This window comes from Mesorhizobium sp. 2RAF45 (genome assembly GCF_052115225.1).
Taxonomy (GTDB): domain Bacteria; phylum Pseudomonadota; class Alphaproteobacteria; order Rhizobiales; family Rhizobiaceae; genus Mesorhizobium; species Mesorhizobium jarvisii.
In genome coordinates this window covers 62,045-88,021 of record NZ_JBFRGG010000013.1, presented here as the reverse complement: position 1 = coordinate 88,021, position 25,977 = coordinate 62,045, and the positions used below count along the sequence as shown (strand labels likewise).

The 25,977-nt window shown below is 63.1% G+C and carries 17 protein-coding genes and 1 tRNA gene; 12 read left to right on the top strand and 6 right to left on the bottom strand.

Annotated features, from left to right (window positions below):
- The first annotated feature begins 48 nt into the window (after positions 1–48).
- The 3 genes from AB4Z43_RS26500 to AB4Z43_RS26490 are packed head-to-tail and all read left to right on the top strand — an operon-like array spanning position 49 to position 2,981.
- Positions 49–1,191 (top strand): ABC transporter ATP-binding protein, encoded by a 1,143-nt coding sequence (locus tag AB4Z43_RS26500; RefSeq protein WP_019860325.1) that lies wholly within the window; start codon positions 49–51, stop codon positions 1,189–1,191.
- A 9-nt stretch (positions 1,192–1,200) separates the two neighbouring features.
- On the top strand, positions 1,201–2,166 hold the full coding sequence (locus AB4Z43_RS26495) for an ABC transporter permease subunit (protein ID WP_019860324.1): 966 nt from the start codon (positions 1,201–1,203) through the stop codon (positions 2,164–2,166).
- Entirely contained in the window at positions 2,163–2,981 is an 819-nt protein-coding gene (locus AB4Z43_RS26490; protein WP_019860323.1) for an ABC transporter permease, read from the top strand. Before AB4Z43_RS26495 ends, AB4Z43_RS26490 begins: the two co-directional genes overlap by 4 nt.
- 160 nt (positions 2,982–3,141) lie before the next feature.
- On the opposite strand, the gene AB4Z43_RS26485 is transcribed toward AB4Z43_RS26490, so the two are convergent.
- Complete coding sequence (locus AB4Z43_RS26485; RefSeq protein ID WP_441939567.1) at positions 3,142–4,995, bottom strand: AsmA family protein; 1,854 nt, start codon at positions 4,993–4,995, stop codon at positions 3,142–3,144.
- 193 nt (positions 4,996–5,188) lie between these two features.
- Here AB4Z43_RS26485 and AB4Z43_RS26480 point away from each other — a divergent pair, with 193 nt between their 5' ends.
- Positions 5,189–7,147: an acetoacetate--CoA ligase gene (locus tag AB4Z43_RS26480; protein WP_441939565.1), complete on the top strand. Its 1,959-nt coding sequence runs from the start codon at positions 5,189–5,191 to the stop codon at positions 7,145–7,147.
- A 373-nt stretch (positions 7,148–7,520) separates the two neighbouring features.
- Here the strand turns inward: AB4Z43_RS26480 and AB4Z43_RS26475 are convergent, their stop codons facing one another.
- Positions 7,521–11,525, bottom strand: a complete 4,005-nt coding sequence (locus AB4Z43_RS26475) for a PAS domain S-box protein (RefSeq protein ID WP_441939563.1) — start codon at positions 11,523–11,525, stop codon at positions 7,521–7,523.
- Between the two features lie 250 nt (positions 11,526–11,775).
- Between AB4Z43_RS26475 and AB4Z43_RS26470 the strand changes: the two genes are divergently transcribed.
- The 7 genes from AB4Z43_RS26470 (at position 11,776) to AB4Z43_RS26440 (ending at position 19,362) form a co-directional block, all read left to right on the top strand.
- Positions 11,776–12,234, top strand: coding sequence for a phasin (locus AB4Z43_RS26470; protein WP_019860319.1), 459 nt, complete (start codon positions 11,776–11,778; stop codon positions 12,232–12,234).
- Between the two features lie 355 nt (positions 12,235–12,589).
- Positions 12,590–12,666: transfer RNA gene (locus AB4Z43_RS26465), tRNA-His, on the top strand.
- 932 nt (positions 12,667–13,598) lie between these two features.
- Complete coding sequence (locus AB4Z43_RS26460; RefSeq protein WP_064986191.1) at positions 13,599–14,843, top strand: ABC transporter substrate-binding protein; 1,245 nt, start codon at positions 13,599–13,601, stop codon at positions 14,841–14,843.
- A gap of 85 nt (positions 14,844–14,928) precedes the next feature.
- Positions 14,929–15,882 carry a carbohydrate ABC transporter permease gene (locus AB4Z43_RS26455; RefSeq protein ID WP_019860315.1) on the top strand — a complete coding sequence of 318 codons (954 nt, stop codon included), beginning with the start codon at positions 14,929–14,931 and terminating at the stop codon, positions 15,880–15,882.
- On the top strand, positions 15,879–16,745 hold the full coding sequence (locus tag AB4Z43_RS26450) for a carbohydrate ABC transporter permease (RefSeq protein WP_019860314.1): 867 nt from the start codon (positions 15,879–15,881) through the stop codon (positions 16,743–16,745). Before AB4Z43_RS26455 ends, AB4Z43_RS26450 begins: the two co-directional genes overlap by 4 nt.
- Positions 16,746–16,763: 18 nt before the next feature.
- Positions 16,764–18,281 carry a DUF5060 domain-containing protein gene (locus tag AB4Z43_RS26445; protein WP_441939559.1) on the top strand — a complete coding sequence of 506 codons (1,518 nt, stop codon included), beginning with the start codon at positions 16,764–16,766 and terminating at the stop codon, positions 18,279–18,281.
- 16 nt (positions 18,282–18,297) lie between these two features.
- On the top strand, positions 18,298–19,362 hold the full coding sequence (locus AB4Z43_RS26440) for an ABC transporter ATP-binding protein (RefSeq protein WP_441939557.1): 1,065 nt from the start codon (positions 18,298–18,300) through the stop codon (positions 19,360–19,362).
- Between the two features lie 258 nt (positions 19,363–19,620).
- Here the strand turns inward: AB4Z43_RS26440 and AB4Z43_RS26435 are convergent, their stop codons facing one another.
- Both AB4Z43_RS26435 and oiaX read right to left on the bottom strand, forming a co-directional pair.
- Complete coding sequence (locus AB4Z43_RS26435; RefSeq protein ID WP_441939555.1) at positions 19,621–20,949, bottom strand: four-carbon acid sugar kinase family protein; 1,329 nt, start codon at positions 20,947–20,949, stop codon at positions 19,621–19,623.
- Between the two features lie 4 nt (positions 20,950–20,953).
- Positions 20,954–22,204, bottom strand: a complete 1,251-nt coding sequence (gene oiaX / locus AB4Z43_RS26430; RefSeq protein WP_441939553.1) for a 3-oxo-isoapionate-4-phosphate decarboxylase OiaX — start codon at positions 22,202–22,204, stop codon at positions 20,954–20,956.
- Between the two features lie 183 nt (positions 22,205–22,387).
- On the opposite strand from oiaX, the gene AB4Z43_RS26425 reads away from it, so the two are divergent.
- Entirely contained in the window at positions 22,388–23,101 is a 714-nt protein-coding gene (locus AB4Z43_RS26425; protein ID WP_019860305.1) for a transcriptional regulator NanR, read from the top strand.
- A gap of 6 nt (positions 23,102–23,107) precedes the next feature.
- Here AB4Z43_RS26425 and apnL read toward each other — a convergent pair whose 3' ends face one another.
- Positions 23,108–24,946, bottom strand: coding sequence for a D-apionate lactonase (apnL, locus tag AB4Z43_RS26420; protein WP_441939550.1), 1,839 nt, complete (start codon positions 24,944–24,946; stop codon positions 23,108–23,110).
- The gene (locus tag AB4Z43_RS26415) at positions 24,943–25,977 is read right to left on the bottom strand and encodes a Gfo/Idh/MocA family protein (RefSeq protein ID WP_441939548.1); all 1,035 of its coding nucleotides are present in this window, start codon (positions 25,975–25,977) and stop codon (positions 24,943–24,945) included. Before AB4Z43_RS26415 ends, apnL begins: the two co-directional genes overlap by 4 nt.

Here is a 25,977-nt window from a genome sequence, read left to right as displayed (position 1 = left end):
GTCGCGTTTTTTTGGGGCACGAAGCAAGAAACAGAACGGAGTGGGGATATGAAATCGCTTGGCAGCATCCGCAGGGATTTCGCGCCATGGAACGACCCGAACGCCAAGCCATACATCCAGTTCGACAACGTCACCAAGAAGTTCGGTGACTTCACCGCCGTCAACAATCTGTCGCTGACCATCTTCGAGCGCGAGTTCTTCGCCCTGCTCGGCGCCTCGGGTTGCGGAAAGTCGACGCTGCTGCGGATGCTCGCCGGTTTCGAGGAACCGACGGCCGGCCGCATCCTGCTCGATGGCCAGGATCTGCGCGGCATCCCGCCCTATCGCCGGCCGGTCAACATGATGTTCCAGTCCTATGCGCTGTTCCCGCATATGACGGTGGAGAACAACATCGCCTTCGGCCTCAAGCAGGAAGGCATGCCCAAGCCCGATATCGAAAAGCGCGTCGCCGAGATGCTGAAGCTGGTCAAGCTCGAGCAGTTCGCCAAGCGCAAGCCGCACCAACTCTCCGGCGGCCAGCGCCAGCGCGTCGCTCTCGCCCGCTCGGTGGCCAAGCGGCCGAAGGTGCTGCTGCTCGACGAGCCGCTCGGCGCGCTCGACAAGAAGCTGCGCGAGGAGACCCAGTTCGAACTGATGGACCTGCAGCAGGAGCTTGGTCTCACCTTCGTCGTCGTCACCCACGACCAGGAAGAAGCGATGACCATGGCAGATCGCATCGCCATCATGGACAAGGGCGAGGTCATGCAGGTGGCGACGCCCGCGGAAGTCTACGAAGCCCCGGCCTCGCGCTTCGTCGCCCATTTCGTCGGCAATGTGAACATGTTCGAGGGCAAGGTCGCCGAGCGGTCGGCCAATACCACCCGCATAACCGGAGCGAGCGGAGCCCAGATCGTCGTCGAGAATGGCGGTGCCGTGGCCGCGCCCAATGCCGATATCGTCTTCGCCATCAGGCCGGAGAAGATCAAGGTCTCGTCGAAGAAGCCGGCCGATGCCGTCAACGCGATGGAAGGCGAGGTCTATGACGTTGCCTATCTCGGCGACATGACCGTCTACCACATCAGGCTCGACGATGGGCAGATCGTGCGGGCAAGCGCCTTGAACGCGGCGCGCGTGACCGAGGATCCGCTGACCTGGAACGATCGCGCCTGGGTGTCATTCCGGCCCGATGCCGGCGTCGTGCTGGCGCGGTAGGGGGCTGATATGTCCAACATCGCTGTCGCCGATGCCGCCGCGCCATCGACTGCCAAGCCTTTCCTGACGCGGCTGGGTGCCGGTTTCGTCAATCGGCTCGTCATCATCGTCCCCTACCTGTGGCTGCTGTTCTTCTTCCTCATCCCCTTCGTCATCGTCTTCAAGATTTCATTGTCGCAGACGGCGATCGCCATGCCGCCCTACACGCCGGTGCTCGACTTCAGCGACGGCGTCTCCGGCTTCTTCGCCGGGTTTCGCGACCTCAACTTCGACAACTATGTCTGGCTGACGCAGGACGCGCTCTATTTCAAGGCCTATGTGACGAGCGTCATCATTGCCGCGATCTCGACCGTGCTGACGCTGATCGTCGGCTACCCCATCGCCTATGGCATGTCACGCGCGCCGGCGACCATCCGCCCGACCTTGCTGATGCTGGTCATCCTGCCGTTCTGGACGTCGTTCCTGATCCGGGTCTATGCCTGGATCGGCATTCTGAAGCCCGAGGGCCTGCTCAATCAGCTGCTCTTGTCGCTGCACATCATCAACCAGCCGCTGGTCATCCTCAACACCTATACGGCGATCTTCATCGGCATCGTCTATTCCTACCTGCCCTTCATGGTGCTGCCGCTCTATTCGTCACTGGAAAAGATGGATTACTCGCTGATCGAGGCGGCCAAGGATCTGGGCTGCCCGCCGACCGCGGCTTTCTGGAAAATCACCTTCCCGCTGTCGCTGCCGGGCGTCATAGCCGGCTGCCTGTTGGTGTTCATCCCGGCCGTCGGCGAGTTCGTCATTCCCGACCTGCTCGGCGGATCGCAGACGCTGATGATCGGCAAGACGCTGTGGAACGAGTTCTTCGCCAACCGTGACTGGCCGGTCTCGTCGGCCGTCGCCGTCATCCTGCTTCTGCTGCTCACCGTGCCGATCATGCTTTTCCAGCAGGCACAGGCGCGTGCGCAGGAGCAGGGCAAATGAACGCGACCTGGAGCCGCTTCAACGTCACCTCGATCGTGCTTGGCTTTGCCTTCCTGTACCTGCCGATCGTGCTGCTCATCGTCTTCTCCTTCAACGAATCCAAGCTCGTCACCGTCTGGGGCGGCTTCTCGACCAAATGGTACGTGTCGCTGTTCCACAATCAGGGCTTGATGGACGCCACCTGGGTGACGGCGCGTGTCGGCGTCATTTCGGCCACCGTGGCGACCGTGCTGGGCACGCTGGCGGCGCTCACCCTGACGCGCTACACGCGGTTCCGGGGCAGGGTGCTGTTTTCCGGCATGGTCTTCGCACCGCTCGTCATGCCGGAAGTCATCACCGGCCTGTCACTGCTGCTGCTTTTCGTTGCCGTCGGCCTCGACCGCGGCTTCTTCACGGTGACGCTCGCCCACATCACGCTGACGATGTGCTTCGTGGCGGTCGTCGTGCAGTCGCGCCTGGTCTCCTTCGACCGGTCGCTGGAGGAGGCGGCGATGGATCTCGGCGCAACGCCGGCCAAGACCTTTTTCCAGATCACGCTGCCGGTCATCCTGCCGGCGATCGTATCCGGCTGGATGCTGGCCTTCACGCTGTCGCTCGACGATCTGGTCATCGCCTCCTTCACCTCGGGACCGGGCGCCACGACGCTGCCGATGAAGATCTACAGCCAGGTCCGTCTCGGCGTGACGCCGGAGATCAATGCCGCCTGCACCATCCTGATCGCCGTCGTCGCGGTCGGCGTCATCATCGCTTCGATCGCCAACAAGCGGCGTGAGGTGCAGCGCCAGCTCGACGAACAGGCGGCGCAACGCGGCTGAGCATGATCCCGAAAAGCACGCCCTCGGGCCTAACCCGAGGAAGCCGGTTTTCGGGCAAGATCATGCTCAACTGAACGGAAGCATGATCCCGAAAAGCATGCCCTCGGGCCTGACCCGAGGGTGAAGCCGGTTTGATGCCCAGCGAAACGTAAGCGCGCTTCTATTCGCCCGAAACGCCACGGCTTATCGGCGAAATGAACGGCGTGCTCCAGGTTCCGCCGACGAAGAAGGACGACTGGTTGGGGCCTTGCTGGCCGGTCTTCTGCGCCGCCGCCTGGTCCGGCTGGATAACGCCGCCGGACAGCGCCAGCCCGCGCCCCGCATAGGAGGCGATGCCGGAAAGCCAGATCTTGTATTTCGCCGAATTGGCCTCGGCCTTGTCCAGCCTCGCCACGCCGCGCGAAATGGTCGCTTTCACTTCGGCGCCGTCGATCGGCAGCGTGCCGTCCGAGACGTCGTCGAGCGCGAAGAAGCCGCCCTGTTCGGTATGCTTGAGAAAGGCCGGCAGGTTGAACTTGCTGAGTGCGCCGGGACCGAAGGTCGCCGAGACCGAGCCGTCGGCGTTTTCAAAGATCGAATCCCAGGTCCTGCCCGGTCCCTTGAGGATGACAGAAACGGTGCCTGTGCCGACCGGCACCAGCCGGGTCATGCCGGCCGCCGTGCCGAACGCGCCGCCATCGACATCGGACGCAAGCAGCCGGATCTCTACCTGTGTGCCCTCGGGCTTGCGGTCGAAACGAAGACTGGTCTGGATGTTGCCGCCAAAGGCCGAGGCGTCGGAGATATCGAAGACGGAAAGACCGTCCTTGACCTGGGCGGTGGCGGCGACATCGGCAAGCTGGATCGTGCCGGCCGTGGCGTGCGCCGCCGACAGCCTCAGATCCAGATTGACCCGGTCGGCGAAACTTGCCTCCACGTCACCTGGGCCGGTCCCGCTCGCCGGTCCGAGCGGGGTAAAGGCGGACAGAAACGATCTGAGGTCGAGCGTGTCGAAGGCGAGCGTGCCCGAGATCACGGGTTGGGCGTCGCCAAGCGACAGGTCGAGCGCGCCCATGCCCGGATTGTTGTCCAGCGTCAGCGCGGTGTTCTCGAACTTGACGCGTCCGGCTGACGCCGTGACCTTGCTCGAAATGCTGACCGAGCCGATCGCGGCACTCGGCGCGATGCCGGCCTGCGACCATTCCAGCATGCGGCGCAGCGAGGGGGCCGCGAACTTCACCTGGCCGTCGAAATAGGCGTTGTCGGCCATGCTGGCCGTGCCGTCGAATGAGAAGGTGGCGGGAGCTGCCTTGAAAGACAGGGTGAGCGGCGCCACACCGCCGGCAAACAGCACAAGCGGCTTCTGTGAGGCGGCGTCGAGGGCGACGCTTTCGCCGCGCCAGATCCCGGTTGCCGACAGCGTCGCATTGCTGTTCATCGCCGCCCAGGTCGCCTGACCGCTGAGGCTGCTCAGGATCTCCACGTCCTTGCCGTTGACGGAAGCCACCATGCGGCCGTCCCTGAATTCAACCGTGCCGAAGGCGTCTGTCGGCAGCTTGTCGAGGTTGGGCTTGGCAGGATCGGCACTGACCACGCCGCGTGCCGTGTCGATGGAGCGCGCGATACGCCCACCGGTCGGCGCGGTGGGCAGGAACAGGCCGTCCGCGGTCCGCTGGACCCGGATCGTCGGCCGCACCAGCCGCGCCGTGGAAAACACCACATCGCCCTGCAACGCCGCCATCGCCGATAGATCGATTTCGACGCGTTCGGCTTCGACGACCGGCGGCGCGTCGGCGTCCGTCCATTTCGAAAGCGTGACATCGGTCAGGATCGCCCGGAATTTCGGCCAGACCTCGATGCGCGGCGAGCCTTCGATGGCGACCCGGAAGCCGCTCCAGGCGCTCATTTCCCAGGCGATGCGATCGCGCACGATGCGCGTCGAGGCGATCAGCGGCAGGGCAGCGACCACCAGAGCGATGACGATCACGGCAGCGCCGATCGCCCATACTCCGCGGCGGATCAAGGATGATGGCATCTCGCCCTGCTTCCGTTCCGATTAATCGCCTGACGTAAAACCCCAGTCGTCACTACGACTTAGGACTGAGGCATTTCAAGTCTTTATGGCCCGGCGATGGCATTTGCGCACACCTGAGCGCTTCGGCCCAACAAAATCTTGCTCTGCTGCGCTGCAATATGCATAAGCGATGACGACCGTGGGAGGATCGATCATGGCTGCCGAAGTACCGCTCTGGACCCCGACGCAAGACCGGATCGACGCTTCGCCATTAACTGCTTTCCTGAAGGCGGCGGAGGCGGAAGCCGGCGCCACATTCGCTTCCTACGGCGACCTTCACCGCTGGTCGGTCGAGGATCGCGAAGGGTTCTGGAACCTGGTCTGGGACTTTTCCGGCATTGTCGGTGAAAAGGGCGAGCGCCTGCTGGCCGATGGCGACAGGATGCCCGGTGCCTCCTTCTTTCCCGACGCGACGTTGAATTTCGCCGAGAACCTGTTGAAGAAAGCCGGCGCGGGCGAGGCGATCGTCTTTCGCGGCGAGGACAAGGTGGAGCGACGGCTGTCCTGGAACCAGCTGCATGGCCTGGTCTCGCGCCTGCAGCAGCTTTTCCTGTCGCTCAAGGTCAAGAAGGGCGACCGCATCGCGGCGATGATGCCCAACATGCCCGAGACCGTCGCCGCCATGCTGGCCGCGGCCTCGATCGGCGCGGTGTGGTCGTCCTGCTCTCCCGATTTCGGCGAGCAAGGCGTGCTCGACCGGTTCGGCCAGATCGAGCCCGTCATCTTCATCGCGCCCGACGGCTATTGGTACAATGGCAAGGCGATCGAGGTCGCCGACAAGGTCGCCGCGGTCGCGGCCAAGCTCGGCAGTGTCCGCAAGGTGCTGCTTGTCGATTATCTCGGCACTTCGGCCGATGTGGCGGCAACCATCGACAAGGCGGTGGCGATGGAAGAGGCACTGTCGCCCTTCGCCGCCAAGCCAGTCAGCTTCGAGCCTCTGCCGTTTTCGCATCCACTCTACATCCTGTTTTCATCAGGAACCACCGGCATCCCCAAATGCATCGTCCATTCGGCCGGCGGGACGCTGATCCAGCATGTCAAGGAACATCGGCTGCATGCCGGTCTTGTCGACGGCGACCGCTTCTTCTACTTCACCACTTGCGGCTGGATGATGTGGAACTGGCTGGTGTCGGGCCTGGCTTCCGGGGCGACGCTGCTGCTCTATGACGGCTCGCCCTTCTACCCCGACGGCAATGTGCTGTTCGACTTCGCCGATGCCGAGAAGATGACCTTCTTCGGAACCTCGGCCAAGTTCATCGATTCCGTGCGCAAGGCCGGCCTCAAGCCGATCCGCAGCCATGACCTGTCGACAGTGCGGGCGATCTCCTCCACCGGTTCGCCGCTGTCGCCCGAGGATTTCCGCTTCGTCTATGACGGCATCAAGAAGGACGTGCATCTCGCCTCGGTTTCCGGGGGCACCGACATCGTCTCCTGCTTCGTGCTCGGCGTGCCGACGCAAGCTGTCTGGACCGGCGAGATCCAGGGACCTGGCCTTGGCCTGGCCGTCGATGTCTGGGACGACGACGGCAAGCCGATCCGGCAGGAGAAGGGCGAACTGGTCTGCACCAAGGCGTTTCCGTCGATGCCGATCGGCTTCTGGAACGACCCCGACGGCAAGAAATACCAGGCTGCCTATTTCGAGCGTTTCGACAATGTCTGGTGCCATGGCGATTTCGCTGAATGGACGGCGCATGGCGGCATGATCATCCATGGCCGCTCGGATGCCACGCTCAATCCGGGCGGGGTGCGCATCGGCACGGCGGAGATCTACAACCAGGTCGAACAGATGCCGGAAATCCTCGAAGCGCTGTGCATCGGCCAGGATTTCGACAATGACGTGCGTGTCGTGCTGTTCGTGCGGCTGGCCGCGGGCGCCGAACTGGACGAGGATCTGGAGAAACGCATCCGCGCCAAGATCCGCAGCGGGGCGAGCCCGCGTCACGTACCGGCCAGGATCGTCGCCGTCACCGACATTCCGCGCACCAAGTCGGGCAAGATCACCGAACTCGCCGTGCGCGACGTCGTGCATGGTCGCGCCATCAAGAACAAGGAAGCGCTCGCCAACCCGGAAGCGCTGGAGCAGTTCAGGAACCTGCCGCAGCTTGCCGAATGATCCCGACCGGCATGGTTAACGAAACATGTCGCGGGAATTTACCTAGATTTCACGAGTGGTACACATTCGTAAATTTTTCGGCGAGCCGGTAAGGACTTGTTAAGGCCCGGCCCCGATAGTCGCATGTAACTTGAGGGAGAAATCCCGTTCCTCAGCCCCCGGAGGATCTGAATTCGCTCAAGCCCCCGTTGTGACAGCAATCCCATCTCTTAAGGCGTCCTCCAGGGCGCCTTTTCTTTTGGGCTTGTTAGAGCGGTTCGCCATTTCACGGAAACGGCGAACCGCTCTAACTCATTGTTTTGACGCAATTCCCAAGGGAAAAGCGCTACGCGCTTCTCCCAGGAAAACCGCTCACACTTTTCTTGGAATTGCTCTACTCCGCCAGCACCCGGGTCGAGGGGAAAGCCACTTCCACCAGCGTGCCTTCGCCGGGCGTCGAATTGATGGTGAAGCGGGCGCGGTTTGCTTCCACCATCGCCTTGGTCAACGGCAGGCCAAGGCCGGTGCCGTCGCCGCGGCCGCGCTTCAGCGCGTTGATCTGCTTGAACGGCTTGAGCGCCTGTTCGATCTCGGCCTGGCTCATGCCGATGCCGGTGTCGCGCACCCGCATGACGACGTCGCCTGAAGTCTCATAGGCGGTCGAGACGATCACCTGGCCGCCGGCCTGGGTGTAGCGGATGGCGTTGGACAGGATGTTGAGCGCGATCTGGCGCACGCTGCGCAGGTCGGCCACCACCTCCGGCAGCCGCGAGGCGAAGCTGGAGCGGATGATGACGCGTTCGCGGTTGGCCTGCGGCTGCATCATCGCCACGGTCTCGGCCAGCGTGTCGTTGAGCGAGACCGCCTCATAGGCCATTTCCTGCTGGCCGGCCTCGATCTTCGAGATGTCGAGCAGGTCGTTGACCAGGTCGAGCACATGGTTGCCCGAGCGATTGATGTCGCGCAGATAGTCGCGGTAGCGGTCATTGGCGACCGGCCCGAACTTCTCGTCGACCATCAATTCGGAAAAGCCGATGATGGCATTGAGCGGCGTGCGGATCTCGTGGCTGATGCGGGCAAGGAAATCGGTCTTCTGCGAGGACGCCCGTTCGGCCACCGCGCGCGCCTGGGTGAGGTCTTCCTCGGCTCGCTTCCACTGCGTGATGTCGCGCACGACGGCACAAAAGCCGCTGTCATTGGGCAGCCGGCCGATGGTCATGAACAGCGGGATGAAGCGCCCCTGCGCCTCGCGCCCGATCACCTCGCGGCCGTCATTCATGACGCTCGCCACGCCGGGTTCGGAAAGCCCGGCGAGATAGTCGCGCGCCGCGCGCTGGCTTTCGATGGCAAACAGCGAGGCGAAGGGCTTGCCGGTCACCTCGTCGCTGTCGAAACCGAACAGCGCTTCGGCCGGGCGGCTGATCGAGCGGATGGTGCCGTCGCTGCCGATCAGCACGACGCCGTCGGTGGCGGTGTCGATGATGGTGCGCATCTCGGCGATGCGGGCCTTGAGCTCGGAAATGTCGGGTTGCGTCGGCTCTTCGCCGACCAAGTGCAGGGCTGCGGGCGCGTCATCATCACCGGAACGGCGCACGACCAGCATCAGCGCCTTGCCGTCGCGCCAGGGAACGGAGCGCAGGATGGCGTCGATCGGGAATTCCTGGCCATCGCGCGTTTTCAGCCGCAGTGCCCGGTCGCTGCCGTCGGAGGTGCCGTCATCGGCATAGGGATCGGCAAACAGCGCACCGAGGCCACCGGCATCCTCGAGGTCATCGAGCGTGTCGTAACCGGTCAGGTCGAGGAACTCCTCGTTGGCATAATGCAACTGATCGCCCGAATGGATGAGCAGCGGCACCGGCAGCTTGCCGAGCAGCGAAGTGTCTGGAGTCTTGCTTTCGTCACCGACGGAAAAGGCCGACGGCACGATCCCTTCGGTCTTGAGCGGCGGCACTTTCAGGCGCGGCCGTTCGGCCGGGCTCCCGACGGCGTTGGCCGCTTTGGCGGTTTCGCCGCCGAATGTTGCGGCCTGCTCATCGGCGGCAGCGGTTTTCGCGCCGTCGACCCAGTCCTCACTGTCCTCGGCATCGCGAAAATCGGCTGACGTCATGCTGTCATCGTCGTCGGTCCCGACATGTCCGGCCTCTGCAACTGCCGGTTCATCGTCGATTGCGGCGGGCTCGGCACTTTCCGATTCTGTGGGGACCGGTTCAGAGGCCGTGGGCTCGTCATTGTCCGCGACGGGGCTCGCCTCGGCATAGCTGAGCAGCGAGCCTGTCGCGCCGGCCGGCGTGTCACTATCCTCCTGGCGAACCACGTCGTCGGGATGAGCGCCGTCGAGCCGTGCGAGATCCGCCTCGTCCTCGGCGTCGGTCTCGAATGGCTCGGCCGGTACCGCGTCGCTCTCCGGTTCCGCCACCGGGATTTCGCCGGTCTCGGCCGGCGCCTGATCCGGGGCGGCGTCTGGCGTCGACGCAACATCGGAGACCGCCTCGATCGGAGTTTCCGTCTTGGCGGCCGGGGCCTCCACGGCTGTTTCAGCCGCTGGCTCAGCCGGTGTGCCGGGCTCCGGTTTCGGCGGGCTTTCGATGCCGGGCTTGTCGGCTTCCGGCGGCTCGGCCGGCGCACTGTCCTTCTTCAGCCGCTCGCCGATCTCACGGAAGGCGCTGCGTTCCAGCGTCGACAGCCCCTTGTCGTTGGCCGGCTGCCGGTGTTCGGCCAGGCGGATGACCTTGTCGGCAAAGCGCCGTTCCTGTTTCGGCACGATGGTCAGCGCGGGCACCTCGCCCTTGAACGGGTCCGCTGCATCTGGTTCCTCGGCCTTCGACTCGTCCGCCTTCGGCTCTTCAGCGGGAGGTTCGACGGCTTCCGGTTCCGGCGTAGCCGGCTGCTCGCCATTGGGCACCAGGGCCATGCCGATGGCTTCCGGATCGACGATCGCATCGCCGGTCCGGGCAACGCCGAAGCCGCGAAAACCTTCGAAGGCGCGGCTGCGGCCATAGACAGGCAAAGCCGCCAGGTCGACGGGGATCTTCAGGTCGGTGCCGACGACAGGCCACAGCACGGAGCGGCCGGACCATGTATCGCGCCGCTCCAGCAGGCCGGCGATCTCGCCGGATGCGTCAAGGCCGAAGGCCGCTGCGACATCCCTGAAGCGCCGGCCAATCACGTCGGCCGCCGGCTTGCCGACAATGTCGGCGAATTCCGGCGACAGTGCGCTGAACTTGCCTTCGGCGTCGGTGCGCCAGACGAAGCGCAGCGGCGCTGCCGAGCGGTCTATTGTCCGAACTGGGGGCATGGTCTGGGCTGCCGGGGAGGCGGGCTTGCTCTCCTTCGCGCTGTCCACGGGAGCCTCGGCGCCGGTCGCTTGGACCGCATTATTCGCTTCTGGCGCGGCAGGTGCGGGTCGCGCGTCATCCTCGCCGACATTGAAGTACCAGTGATCGTGCTGTGGCGGCGTGCCGCCCGCTGTCGGCTGATCGTTGTCGGCGGCAACCGGTGTTGGCCCGGTCGGCTCCGAAATCTCTTGCGTTGCCCGTTCCGGCCGATCTTCAGCGACCGGCTTGGAAGGGGCGGGCTCGGGCTCGATCTCGGCAGTGCCAGTTGACCGTTCGACGGCCTCCGCCTGCGAAACATCCGCCGTCGGTTGATTGTCCTGATGAGGATCGGGTTGTGCGGCGGTGCTTTCCGTTACCTTATGGGCGGCTTCTGCCGAAGCCTCTGAGATAGACGCATTGTCCTCGAGCTGATCCTCATCGATCACAACCAGGAGATGCCGCTCCGGCGTCAGCCGCGCGAGCCCGGCGGGGTAGGAGGTGTTGCCGCCCGGAACGAGGCGCTTGACGATGCGTTCGCCCTCGGCGGCCACATCGGCGACCAGGGCGGCCAGCGTCGCGGGCTGAATGCCGAGCTTCGAAAAGCCGTCCGACGCGGCCTCGACATTGCCCCCGGCGTCGATGAAGGCGATGAAATGGCCGTCTTCGGTGAAGCCGCTGATCGCCCGGCTGGCGATTTCGGCGGCTCCGCGCGAGCCTGTCTGCGCCGCCGGCACCGCCAGCATGATCGCCTTCTCGCCGTCGGGCAGCGTCACGGCACTTGCCTGGAAGCCGACGGTCCTGCTGGTCATGCCGGTCGCCAACCTGACGGTGATGCCGCGATCGCTGCCGATCTCGGGAAAGCCGCTGGTCGCCATGATCTGGCGGCGGGCGATCAGCGGCAGCTGTGCCGAGGCCCCGATGATCGCCTCGATGTCGGGATAGCCGAACACGGCGGCGCCCGGCCCATTGGCCCAGATTACCTGCTCCAGATCCACCGACAGGATCGCGATCGCGTCGCCGGCGGCAAAACGCTGGCGCACCGCGTCGAGCACGGCCACGTCGAGGAAGGAATATTCGGACGGCATGCGCTTGGCGAACCCTCACGGAGCGGCGAAATTTGCAGTTAACGCTTTGTTAATAAAAGCCGCAGCCGCGAAGGTCCACAAGCCAGAACGTGCAAAGGCTGGTTTCTGGGCTTTTGGTTAACGGCCGGAAAGAAATTTATGGTGCACTGCAACAAAGATATTGCAATGCACAAAATTTGCCTTTATATTGCCATCATAACTGAACGAGACGGCTTTCCGTCAAAGCCGCTGCCGCTGAAAAGGATGGAAAATGTCCAGGACCAAAACTGCCGAGACGATCGAAAACGTTGAATTCCCGAGCTTCGACGCTTCCAAGGCCACCGACCAGATCCGCGCCTTCGCCGAAAAGGGCGTTGAGCAGTCGAAAGAGGCCTATGCCAAGCTCAAGACCGGCGCCGAGGAGACCCAGAAGGCTCTGGAGTCGACCTACGAGACCGCCAAGACTGTTTCCAGCGACCTGTCGCTCAAGACCATCGCGGCGCTGCGCGCCAACGCCGAAGCCGGCTTCTCGCATCTCGAAGCCCTGATCGGCGCCAAGTCGCTGTCGGAAGTCGTCGAGCTGCAGACCGCCTTCCTGCGCAAGCGCGTCGAGTTGACGGTCGAGCAGGCCAAGGACTTCCAGGCTGTTGCCTCCAAGGCGGCGGAAGACGTCTCCAAGCCGATCAAGACCGCCTTCGAGAAGGCGATCAAGGACATCAAGGCTGCCTAATATTTGCGCATGATCTGAGGATGCAACAAAAGGTCGCATTTTCTTAAAAACGATCAGGCGTATGATGGTAGCCATCAAGAAATACCCGGCGAGTGGAACCTCCTCCCTCTGCTCCCCGGGGTGACCAGCCAGCTCCTCCTCCCGCTGGCTCGTAACAGGAAAAGGCCGGCACCTCCTCCCGCCGGCCTTTTTCTTTGCCCTGCGAAACCGCCGCCGTTGCGGCACATGTGGGGAAGTGGTCTTTGCTTCGCAAAAGCCTTGAATTAAAATCCATAAGCCCGTATGGACGCATCGCCGAACGACAGAGCGGATCGCTTAGGACGAGTTCCCGAAGAGATTCTGCTCAGGCAAATGTGCCGTTGTAGCTCAGCTGGTTAGAGCGCCGGATTGTGGATCCGGAGGTCGCTGGTTCGATCCCAGCCAACGGTACCATCGGCATCTCCGACAAGTTATTGGTTTTGCTGAAGGGTTTCCTGCAAGGCCGTGGAATGTAGCCTGCCTTGTGGGTGGGCGGACTTTCCTGGTGCAATGAAGGCCGGCGTTCGGTTCGGGCGCTTATCGGCGGCTGCGACCTGCAAATAGGGATGGCTCTCTGCTCGTGGGGGATGATGGCGGGAGAGCGCTACCGCCTTTCCCCCACCCATCGAACCACCAGTTCCGGCTTCGCTGCCATGGCTGGCCGAAGCGAATGACGGATTCAGTGAGCCCTGTGTGGAATAAACAGGTGATCCGAACCGGTGCCACTCGATACCGTCGAACAAGTCGTCTCTCGAAAAAACCGAAACCAACCGTGATCAATGCCGCTAGCAAGAAATATCCAAGAGCCGCGGCGAACAGAGGCTCGTAAACCCGAAAGGTCTGCGCGAACGAGGTTGGCCGCCCCCATAAGTTCGAAGACTGTGATCGTCGAGGCCAGGGCAGTTCCCTTCAACAGCAGGATGTTCTGACCGCCGATCGCCGGCAGCGCCGACCTGAAAGCCTGCGGGAGAAGGACGGAAATCATGATCCGTGTTTCGACAGGCCAAGCCATCCGGTCACGTAATCCCAAGGAAGCGGAAGCCGCAGCAAGGCGGGATGTCGAATCCGCTTGGCGAATTGCAAAAGAAAGCTCCGCGATGGCTGAGGGCAACCGAGATGCCGAAGGAGATCGTGTGGCCGCGCGGCGCGGTGAGAAATGCAGCGACGAGGCGCACGCAGTCGGCGAAGGAAAGGTACGACCAGCATGCGCCGGTCCGCCGGTTCGGGGAAAGCCCTGGCCAAACAACTCTGCTCTTCATCTCATCATACCAGTTGACATGATGATGGTTGCCGCTAAGGTTGGTCAGGGCTCGGCGGATGCGGGTACACGGTCAAGGGAGGAGACTATGCAGACATCGAGGAAACTTCGGCGCGTAGCGCTTTTTGGCGCCATCGCCATGGTGGTCGCCAGCGCGGCGTCCGCGCAAGAGGTCAAGGTCTGGACCCTGACCTTCGCCAATGATTCCGCCAACAAGGCATGGGCTGACATCGTCAAGGAATTCGAGGCTGCCAATCCTGGTGTCACCATCAAGGTGGAAGGCCGCGGCACCGATGAACACAAGTCGGCGCTGCGGGTCGCCTCAGGTTCCGACCAGGGACCGGACATCTATTTCATGTGGGGCGGCCTTGGCCTTGGCGGCGAATTCGTCAAGGCGGGACTCAGCCTGCCGCTCGACAAATTCTACGCCGAATACAAATGGGACGATGAACTGCTCTCACCGGCGCTTTCCTTCTCCAAGCAGTATGAGGGTGGCAGGCACGGCGTGCCCTACACATTCCACGGAGAGGCGCTCTATTACAACAAGGCGTTGTTCGAGAAGGCCGGCATCACCACGGCCCCCGCGACCTATGATGAACTTGTCGCGGACGCCGAGAAGCTGAAAGCCGCCGGCATCCCGGCAATCACCTTTGGCGGAACCGTCAACTGGCACGTCATGCGTCTCATGGACATGATCCTGGAAACCAAATGCGGGGTCGAGAAGCATGACCGTCTGATGGGGATGCAGGTGAGCTGGGCAGACGAGGCCTGCGCCACGGCCTCCTTCGAGGAGTTCCACAAATGGACATCGAATTACACGCTGAAGCCGTTCATGGGGATCGATCAGGCGCAGTCGTTCAATCTCTTCCTCGGCGGTCGAGCCGCCATGATGCTTGAAGGCGACTGGCTGGTGGGTCAGCTTAAGGGCGAAAACCGCACTGCGGATTTTGGTCTGTTCCCATTCCCGACCGGTACTGACCGCCTCTACGGCTTCGCCGAGTACAACTACATTTCGACCAAGAGCAAAGTTCCCGACATCGCCGCCAAGTTCCTGAACTATCTCGAATCCACCGACGTGCAGCAAAAGCACCTTGGCGATTTCGGTTCGATCTCGGTCAACAAGAACGTCAAGTACACGAGCGCCGAACCGCTCGACCAGAAATGGATCGAGATCTTCGGCAAGTTCCCGTCGACGTTCGTCAATGGCGACCAGGCCTTCCCGCTCGACGTCACCACCGAATATTTCCGGGTGATCAACGAGGTTGCTAGCGACACTCTCGATCCCAAGGCGGCAGCCGCCGAGCTGCAGAAATTCATCGGCAACCGCAGCTGATATTGAACCTCGCGATGGCCGGCCCCGACAAGCCGCAGGCCGGGGCCGGCCAGCCGATTCTCTTGCACCGCTCCTGGGACGATACATGGCCGTGAACATTTCCGCCGCCGATCGCCATGCGCGAATGCCTGCCCGGTCAGGCCAGCTTCGCCGAAAACTGCAGGATCCGACCCTGCAGGGATTGATGCTGTTGGCGCCCGCGGTGCTGGCCTACGCAGTCTTTGCCTTCTATCCGATGATCGACGTCATCCAGCTCAGCTTCATGAAATGGAATGGACTGAACGCGGACAAGCATTGGGTGGGGCTCGACAACTACCGCTACGTGCTGCACGACGATCCGGTGTTCTGGGTCGCCTTCAAGAACACGCTGATCTGGACTTTCCTGTCGGTCATCTTCCCGCCGCTGATCGGCTTTGGGCTGGCGCTTGGCCTGAACCAGAACATCCCTGGCCGCTCGCCGCTACGCGCCCTGTTCTACATGCCCGTGATCATAGCGCCGATCGCCGTGGCAACCATGTGGCGCTGGATGTTCGACCCTTTCTTCGGGTTGTTCAACAGTTTGCTCTCCGCGGCCGGATGGCCCAACCTGATCCAGGATTGGCTGGGCGACCGCAACGTCGCGCTCTATTCGGTCTTCATAGGCTATGTCTGGGAGGTCGCGGGCTTCTCGATGGTGTTGTTCCTGGCCGGGCTGCAAGGCGTCTCGCAGACGCTGGTCGAAGCCGCCCGCATCGATGGCGCAGGACGCTTCCAGCTGTTCCGCTATGTGACACTGCCGGCGCTGAGGCCCACCATAACCATCGTCCTGATCCTGTCGCTGATCAACTCGCTGAAAGCCTTCGACATCGTCTACGGGATGACCGGCGGCGGACCGGCGCAATCGACGCAGATGCTCGCCATGTGGGCCTATACGCAAGCCATGCAACTCGGTGACTTCGGCCGTGGCAGCGCCATCTCCGTCGTACTCTTGCTCATCACCGTTGCCATCGTCATCCCCTATCTGCGCTGGACGCTCAAGCGGCAGGAGGCCTATCAATGAGCGGCGTGGCCAGCCCCTTTCGCCAGGCCGGCGCGGAGCGGGTGGATCCGCTGCTGGTGGCATTGTGGATCGCGCTGATCATCGTCGCCGTGGTCTGGATCGCTCCGTTCATCTTCATCATCTTCACGTCGCTGAAATCGAACGCCACGGTGATGGGGACCGGCGCATTCTCTCCGCCCACCAGCCTCGCCTGGGAGAATTTCACCAATGCCTGGCGGCGCGGCGATTTCGGCACAACGGTCGTCAACAGCACCATCATCACCGTCATCAAGGTGCCGCTCGGGCTGATGATATCGGCCATGGCCGCCTATTCGCTGAGCCGCATCCAGGTCTGGGGACACAAGGTGGTCTTCCTTGCCATCGTGTTTGGCACGATGATCCCGTTCCAGGTGATGCTGGCGCCGATCTTCAAGCAGGTGAACAGCTTCGGGCTGATCAACACCTATGTCGGCATCATCCTGCCTTATCTCGCCTTCGGCGTCCCTTATCAGGTCTTCATCCTGCATGGCTTCTTCAAGGAGGTGCCCAAGGAGCTCAGCGAGGCGGCGCTTATCGACGGTGCGTCGCATTTCACCGTATTCCGGCGTATCTTCCTGCCGGTGTCGCTGCCGGTGCTTGCGGCGCTGCTGATCCTCGACTTCGTCGCCACCTGGAACGAGTTCGCCATGGCGCTGGTCATCCTGCAGGATCCGGATCGCTGGACGTTGCCGCTCGGCCTGATGTCGTTCCAGAGCCAGTTCGCCCGCGACTACGGCCAGCTCAACGCGGCGATCGTGATGACGGTGCTGCCGGCGGCGATCGTCTACCTCATCTTCCAGCGCTACTTCGTCTCGGGGCTGACCTCAGGCGCGGTCAAGGAATAGCAACGCAAGGAACCACGCATGGCCGACGGCACGACAGTCGAGAAATGGGACATATTCGAGATCGCACTGAAGGGCCCCGCGGATAGCAACCCCTTCGTCGAGATCGAGTTGTCCGCTAGCTTTTCGCAAGCGAACCGCAGCATCGCGGTTCCAGGCTTTTACGATGGCGACGGCACCTACCGCATCCGTTTCATGCCGGACAATGAAGGCAGCTGGAGCTATGTCACGCACTCCAACATCCCGTCGCTGGCGGGCAAGAGCGGCGCCTTCGAGGCAACCGCACCGTCCGCGGGCAACCACGGTCCGGTGCGCGTGCGCAACAAATTCCATTTCGCCTATGCCGACGGCACGCCCTACTTCCCGTTCGGCACCACTTGCTATGCCTGGACGCACCAGCCGCTCGACATGCAGGCCGAGACGCTGGCGACCTTGAAGAATGCGCGCTTCAACAAGCTGCGCATGGGTGTCTTCCCGAAAGACTATCCCTTCAACGTCAATGCGGCGCTGCACGCGATCTTCGAGGCCGGGCCGGACGGCAAGGAAGATTTCGACCGGCCGAACCCTTTGGCATTCCGCCATTTCGAGGCGCAGGTCGGCGCGTTGCGCGATCTCGGCATCGAGGCCGACATCATCATCTTCCATCCCTATGACCGTTGGGGCTACGCCAACATGAGCGCGGCCCAGGATTTCCGTTATGTCGCCTACCTCGCAGCACGGCTTGCCGCGTACCGCAACGTCTGGTGGTCGCTGGCCAACGAGTACGACTTCCTGCTTGACACCAAGCCGATGGCGCAGTGGGACCGCTACTTCCATATCCTCGAGGAAAACGACCCCTACCAACATCTGAAATCGATCCACAATGCCGAGCAGTCGATGAATTTCGACCACCGCAAACCGTGGGTCAGCCATGTCTGCATCCAGAACTGGGATGTGAAACGCACGCCCGAATGGCGCGACGCCTACGGCAAGCCGGTCGTAAACGACGAACCTGAATATGAAGGCAACATCGTCTTCCCATGGGGCAACATCAGTGCCGAAGAACTGGTGCACCGCTTCTGGCTCACCGTCATGCGCGGCGGCTATGCCGGGCATGGCGAAACCTACATGCACCCCCAGGATCTGATCTGGTGGGCCAAGGGCGGCCGGCTTCACGGCGAGGCGTGGAAGCGGATCGGCTTCCTGCGCGACCTCATCGAAGAGGACGTCAGCAATGGGTTGGAGCCGATGGGACACAACAGTGCCTGGCCGTGGAGCCGGGTCTCCGGCGCCAGCGAGGGCGATCTTCGCTACATCTATCTCGGCGAGCATCAGCCGGTCATCTGGTCTACCGGCCTACCGCTCGAAGATGGCGACTACGACGTCGATGTGATCGATGCCTGGAAGATGACCGTGACGCCCGCCACGAAAGTGGCGGCGCCAATTCCGCATCCAACACGCCATGGCTCGGTCGTGCGCGGGGGCAAGGCGGACGCTGCTTTCGGGGTCGAGTTACCCGGCAAGCCCTACCAAGCCATCCGCGTCAGGCCACGGCGCTAGTAAACGGGGTTACAAGATGTCTTCTGTCCAGATTGTCGAGGTGAAGAAGTCCTATGGTGCGACCCCCGTGATCCATGGGGTCAGCGTCGACATCGAGGACGGTGAATTTGTCATTCTGGTCGGCCCTTCGGGCTGTGGAAAATCGACGCTGCTGCGCATGATCGCCGGGCTCGAAACGATCTCGGGCGGAGAGATTTCGATCGGCGAGCGGGTGGTCAACCATCTCCAGCCAAAGGAACGGGACATCGCCATGGTGTTCCAGAACTATGCGCTCTATCCGCAGATGACCGTTGCGCAGAATATGGGTTTCGCCCTCGAACTCGCTGGCGCCAGGAAAGCCGAGATCAAGGAAAAGGTAGATACGGCGGCATCGATCCTGGGGCTGCAGCCGCTGCTCGCGCGTTATCCGCGCCAGTTATCCGGCGGCCAGCGCCAACGCGTCGCCATGGGCCGCGCCATCGTGCGCGATCCCAAGGTGTTCCTGTTCGACGAACCGCTGTCCAACCTCGACGCCAAGCTGCGCGTGCAGATGCGCACCGAGATCAAGGCGCTGCACCAGCGGCTCAAATCGACCATCGTCTATGTCACCCACGACCAGATCGAGGCCATGACGATGGCCGACAAGATCGTGGTGCTCAACGGCGGCAGGATCGAGCAGGTTGGAAGCCCGCTCCAACTCTATGACCGGCCGGTCAACATGTTCGTCGCCGGCTTCCTTGGATCGCCGGCGATGAATTTCATCGAAGGAACGGTGCGCGACGACCCGCATCCCGGCCTCGAACTGGACGACGGATCAATCATCCCGCTGTCAGCCATTCCCCCCGGCGCCTCCGGACGGCGCCTAGTGCTGGGCGTGCGTCCGGAGGACATTCATATCGACAGCGAAACCGGCGCCGCGGTGAAGGTGATCGTCGTCGAGCCGACGGGCGCCGAGACGCATCTTTCGGTCGAGATGGCGGGCCATGAACTCGTCTGCGTGCTGCGCGAACGCGTCACTTTGAAGCCGGATGAGACTGTCATGCTTTCCGTACGAAAGTCGGCCGTGCATTTCTTCGATCCGGCGTCGGGAAGCCGTATCTGATGATGTTTGGCGATAGGCCGTCCGGGATGTTCGAGGGGTGGTTCTGCCAGCGTCGCGGCGGCGTGCTCGTCGTAGCGACAGGGGGGCGTCGCGGGCTTCTGGGGTGAAGTGCTGACAGTGCGGTCGATGCCGCCAGTGTTGCCGGGCTAGTGATCAACGGCGGCGCTCGACATCGCGGTGCTGACCACGGCGCTTTCCCGTCTTTTGCCCCGGAACGCCGCGAGCCGCCGTGACGCTATTTGCCGCTAGGCAATCCCGTCAATCTCCGAGGCCGTCGCGAATTGCGCTAAAATAGCGATCGGATCCGACCTGGCCGCCCTTCAGCGCGATCTCGAGGCCGTCGACCTCGCCGCCGCCATGGGCAAGGCAAAGCGGCGAACCCGGTGATTGCGGCAATGGCATGCGCACGGTAAGTGCGTCGATGGACAACTGTCCCAGCGCATGGCTGGAGGTGTCTCCGCCGGCGATGACCGCGCGCCTGAGTTTCTGCTCGACGACCAGCTGGCGCAGAATGTCGCCCAGCGCCCGGCCGAGCCGGTTTCGCGCACCTTCAATATGGTCGATCTCGGCACTGCGATCGGCCTGGGGACCAAGGGCGGTGTAGAGGATGACGCTGCGCCCTGCCGTGAGACTCGCCAGGCCGCTCGCTACGGCACGTTCGATCGCCCCGCCGGCGCTGTCCGAGACCAACTGCATGGCATCGATCTGGATGCCGTCGAACCCATGGGCGAGCGCGAAGCGGATCTGCTTCTCTGTGGTTGGCGACACACTGCCCGAGACCACGGCGAGCCGGTCCACCGGACCGGGTGGCGCGAAGGACGCGTGCCCCGCGGCGATGCCCTTGCCGGCCCATTCGGCGAGCAGCGCATATTCGACGCCCGAGGATCCGACGACGAAACCATAGCCTTGTTCGCAAATCCGCCAGATCTGCTCGCCGACGCGTGCCTGCGTCTGGCGGCTTTCGACGTCGAACAGGACGATTTCCTTGTCCTGAAGAGCCTGGTCGACCGTCTGCGAAAGATCATCCGCCTGCAACGCCGTCAGGTCGACAAGGCCGGAACCGAGATCGGTCTGCCGATGGAGGTGGATGAGGAGATCAGCCTCCTTCATCGGCGTCACCGGATGCCGGCTCATGACCGGGTGGCGATCGATGCGGAAATAGCTACCGCGAAATGCCGCGAAGAGGTTGCCGAACGCCGTGTATCGCTTGAGCTGGGGAGCCCCGACAACCAACGGCACGCTCTTCTGGTTGAAGACACGCCGGCCGATCTCGATGGCGCGGCCAATGCTGCCGATCGCCGGGCTGGAATCGAAGGTCGAGCAGATCTTGTAATGGCAAACCGTCGCTTGCAGCCGGCTTAGCCATTCGAAGGCCGGCGCCAGATTTTCGTCCATCCATTGCGGCGTCTCGCTGCGGCTCGTACCGGCCAGCCCCATGGCACGGCAATGCGAAAACCGCCCTAGCAGCTGCTGGTCGGGTTGACGCATGAACAGCACGGTCGGCACGCCGCCGAGCTCGAGCGCTTCCATGACGTCGGTCGAGCCGGTGAGGTCGTCGCCATAGTAGCTGAGCAGGAGGTGCTGCATGACGTCAGGCCGCCTTGCCGTCGCCGAACTTTTCGATCGACCGTGCCAGCTCGGGATGCTTCAGGGCGAATTTCGCCAGCGGGATGCCGTCGACTGCCGCTTGCCAGGCTTGCTGGACGGCGCGCACGCCGGCGCCTGGCCCGTCCGGATGGCTGACGATGCCGCCGCCGCAGAGATAGAGCAGATCGACCGTGCGGCCGGTTCGTTGGTAGGTCTCGGGCGCCTGTCCGCCCCACTGGCCGGAACCTGCGACCGGCAGCGCGCAATCGTCAGGCGAAAAGATCGGCGTCGTCACTGCCTCGAAGGAGCGGATGAAGGAGTCGTCCGGCTCCCAGTATTTCGAGGCGATGCCGTTGATCTGGAACTGGTCGACGCCAAGCAGCCGCCAGAACTGCTGCCACACCTTGAAATCCATGCCGAGCCCCGGATGGCGGGTGAGGATGTCCCAGCCGTTGCGGTGGGCGTGCAGCACCAGGCTGGAGCGCTTTCTCAAGTAGGCCATGCCGCCGAAGCCGATGGAGTTGATGTTAACCACGGCGCAATTGCCGCCGGCCTTCGCCACCAGATCGTGGTTGCGCATCATCACGTCGGGGTCGGCATGCGAGATACCGAAGGCGTACATCACCTTTTTGCCGGTTTTCTGCTCGTAATCGAGGATGAGCGGCATGATCGCCTTCACCCGCTCGGCCAGCGGCGAATAGGTCGGGCTCATCAACTTCTCGTCGTCCTTGATGAAATCGACGCCGGCTGCAATCAGTTCACCCACCATCGCGGCCGTCTCATGCGGCCGCAAGCCCAGCGCCGGCTTGACGATGGTGCCGATGATCGGGCGTCCCTCAACGCCGGTCAGCTTGCGGCTGCCGGCAACGCCGAACTGCGGGCCGGGATGGGCGCCGCGATAGTCATCAGGCAGCTTCATGTCGACAATGCGGATGCCCGACAGGCCTTTGATCGAATAGGTGCCGCCGATGGCGATGGTCATTAGCGCTGACAGGTCCGTGCCGATAGCGTCGAAGGGAAAGCCGATGTCGACATCGGCGCGTTTAAACGGTCCATTGCCGGCTTCCGGAATGGAGGGCTGCAAGGCTTCGGGTAGATGCCGGATCGCCAGGACGCGCGCCGCCACCCGGGCCTTCAGTTCCTCGGTCTCGCCGGGCAGCGCGACGAAGGTGCCAGTCGACTGGTCGCTGGCGATCTTGGCTGCCAAGGCCTCGATGCTTTCGGACGTTTCGATGCGATAGGTGAGGGTGATCATAGTCTGCTGTCTCAAGCCCAGCCGTTCGAAAAAGGTTCACCGGTGTTCGAAATCTGGTATAATGAGTACATAAGTATTGCAAGACATATCCGGCTGGAAGGTTTGCGAGGTCGACAGCCGGCATTTCCGCGAATTGTGGCGGCAGTGTTAGATAGGGCCGGGTCAAGGGAGTGATTCGCGACGATGAACCGTTCGGAACCGATTGTCCGGCGCAAGCTTTCCGACGAGGTCTTCTTGCGGCTGAAGCGCCTGATCACCAGCGGCGAATTGATGCCGGGCGACGATATGCCGTCGGAGCGTGAATTGATGGAGCGTTTCGAGGTCGGCCGTCCGGCGATCCGCGAGGCGATGCAGGCGCTGAGCAATATGGGCCTCGTGGCGATCTCGCATGGCGAGCGCGCCAAGGTGCTGCAACTGACCGCCAAGTCGATCATCAAACAGGTCGATAGCGCGGCCAAGATCATCCTGTCGTCATCGAAGGACACGCTGGAGCATCTCAAGACCGCGCGCATCTTCTTCGAGCGTGGCATGGTCAGGGAAGCCGCCGAAAAGGCCACCGCCGAGAATATTAAGCTGCTGCGCGCAACCCTTGCCGAACAGCGCGGCTTCAGCGGCGACTCCGAAGCTTTTATATCGGCCGACATGAAGTTTCATACGCAGATCGCTGCGATCTCCGGCAACCCGATCTATGTCGCTGTCAGCGAGGCGATGCTGGGCTGGCTGAAGGAGTATCACACCGAAATGCTGATCTGGACCGGCAAGGAACAGTTCACGCTGACCGAGCACGAAGAGATCATCGGACGCATCGAGAAGAAAGATACCGATGGCGCCGAGAAGGCGATGATCAAGCATCTGGAGCGCTCGCGCGCCCTCTATGTGATGAATTCTGAAAAGTAATCTGATTCAGCCGATCCGCGCGATCGCGTAGGGTGTCATCACAATACGGTCGCGGCCAAACTCCGAAAGGTCGACCGCCACGTCGCTTGCCGTCAGGTTCGTCAGCCACACGACCGTCTTGCCCGAGGATGAGCGCCCGGCCAGCGCCAGTACCCGGGTCTCGTCGCTCGTTTTGGCCGCGACGTGTTTAAGGCCGGCCAGTTCGCAAAGCCCCTTGATGGCCTGGAAGATCGGCCGGGGTGACCTTTCCGCAACGGGTTCCCCGGATGCCGCCAGCACGCCGAATGGCCCGGTGAAGGCGGACAGCGTCAGCATCTCCAGACCGACCGGCGCGACACGCGCAGCATAGCCGATGGTCCAGGCGGCGGCGAACCGGCCATTCTGGCGCGGATCGCTGTTCGCCATGGCGATGCGTTGTCCCTGCGGATTGTCCTTGGTGGCGCCGCCATAAGGGTTCTGCCGCATGGCAATGGTCGACGGCCCGATCCGGTAGGGCTTGTCGCCGAAGATCGCCCGCACTGAGCGGGTAATGAACGGCAACGCCTCGAGCGACTGCATGACGCTGAGATCGTCGGCGGCGTGTACGATCGGGCAGGTGCAATGGGTCACGAAATCGAGCAGCCCGGCCGGAACGCGCTTGCGGTTCAGCTCAGTGAAATAGCTGAACATACCGCCGCCAAGACGGATATCCGGGAAGGCGCGGCGCGCTGCGGCGTAGACATCTTCCAGCGGCGGGCAGGGCGGCCAGGCACTGCCCGGCGGCGTCGATTGCCGATCGACAGAGGGCGAAACCGCGATGGCGTCGAGCCGCAGATTTGCCCGGCGCACCGTGTCGGCGACCTCTGCGAGTTCAGCATCGAGATCGCCGCTGCAGGCGACCACGCATTCGAGCGTTGTAAGGGCGGGATAGGCAGCGGCGACCCGGGCGAAGGAGCGCAAGGTATCGAGCCCATGGCCGCGCGTCGGATCGTAGTGAAACAGCAATTGTTGCGGGCCGAGCACGGACAGGGTGGCGAGGTTCGCCAGCGCCGTCTCGACATCGCCGGGGTGGATGATCATGCCGACATCCGGCAGCGCCGGACCGGGGTCGCCGAGCGTCACACGGATCGGACCGGATGCCTCGATGGTGGCCGGTGTGTTGTCGTCACTGGCAATGCGCAGGCTGATCGTCTGGCGGTTGGTCTCGCCGGCCGGCAGCACATAGGGCCACGGCAGCGCCAGCGGCCGCACATAGGTCTTGTAGGACGCATCGGACCAGTTGCGCTGGTCCTCCATTTCGAAGACGTCGCCTTCCATGCGGCATTGCGCGGTGACGCCGGGCCGCACTTCATGCGTGATGGCGCGCAAATCCTTGAAAGGCTGCCACGGGTCGATCAGGTCAGGCAGTTTCGTCGCCACAACGCTGCCATCCGTGTGCTCGACCGTCACGGGGCTGCCGGCGAGGCCGGCGATCGGATGCAGGATGCAGAAGCCGCAGCGGTTGGTCTCGAAGTCGCTGTCGGGCAGGGCGCTGACGTCGAAGACCAGCTGCCCATCAGAAGAGCCTTTGATGGTGGCGCGGAAGGCGAGCCGGCTTCCGCCAGGCCCGGTGCAGCTTGCCGCGTAGCTGACGGAGAAAGCATCGGCACCCTGGTCGATGGTCAAGTCCGTCAGCGCTGGCTCATAGGTGCCCCAGTCGCGGTCGCGCACGACATAGGCGATGGCGCGCAGCACCTCCGTGCCGCCGTGGCGGATCATGCGCAGATTGCCGTTGACGAAATCGGCGTTGAGCGGACCGGCGGTCAACCGGACCGGTTCGGTCTCCGCCGCGCTCGTGCCGCAAAGGAGGAAGCGATCCCAGGTCATTTCAGCAGGTCGTCGATGCGCACCGGTTCCCGGCTCGCGGCGCCGGCATAGGCGGCCTCGACCAGCGCGAATGTCTTGAGGTTATCGGCGCCCGCGGTCGCCGGCTCCTTGCCTGATGCAAGGCAGTCGACCCAGTGCCGCTGGATCGCCAGCACGCTTTCCTGGATGTTGTGCCATGGCCGCGAGGCCCAGGGCAGCAGCGGCGGCGAAATATTCCTGACCATCGTACCGCTCTTACCGGTGACGGTGAGCTGGTAGCCCTGCGCCAGCCGGAGCGTGCCGTCGCTTCCGTCGATCTCGATCAGCGTTTCGGGAAACGGCTCCGCCGCAAGTCGGGTGGCATAGCTGCAATCGACCACTGAAATGGCGCCGCTCTCGTGATCCATCAGCATGGTGGCGACATCCTCGCCGGCGATGGCCGGGTTGATGCGCGCGGTACGGGCAGTGAGGCTCGACACATCGCCGAGGAGAAAACGCGCAATGTCGAGGATGTGGATGCCGAGATCCTCGATGATGAAGCGCTTTCCCGTCGCCAGATAAGGCTGACCGGAAAACACGTCATAGGCGGAGCGGAAGGAGATGCGCCCGAAGAAGGGCGTGCCGATCTCACCGCTGTCGAGCACCGCGCGCACCGCCTGGATCGGTGACTGCCAGCGGAAGTTCTCATGCACCATCAGCGGCACACCGGCCTTGGCGCAGGCCGCGACCATCGCCTTGGCGTCGGCGAGCGTCGGCGCGAACGGTTTCTGGCAGATCACCGGGACGCGGTGGGCGGCCGCCATCTCGACCAGCGGCCGATGACTGCCGACGGTGGTGGCGATGTCGACGAAGTCGAGCGTCTCGGCCGAAAACAGCGCGGCTGCATCGGTGTAGCGCTTCGCCACGCCGAACTGGTCTCCGACGATCCTGAGCCGCTCCGGGTCGCGGTCGCAGATGGCGACGATCGAGGCGCCGTCGATGTCGCGCCAGGCATGCATCTGATTGACGGCGAAGAAGCCGCAACCGATCAGCGCTCCACTCAAAGTCGCCAT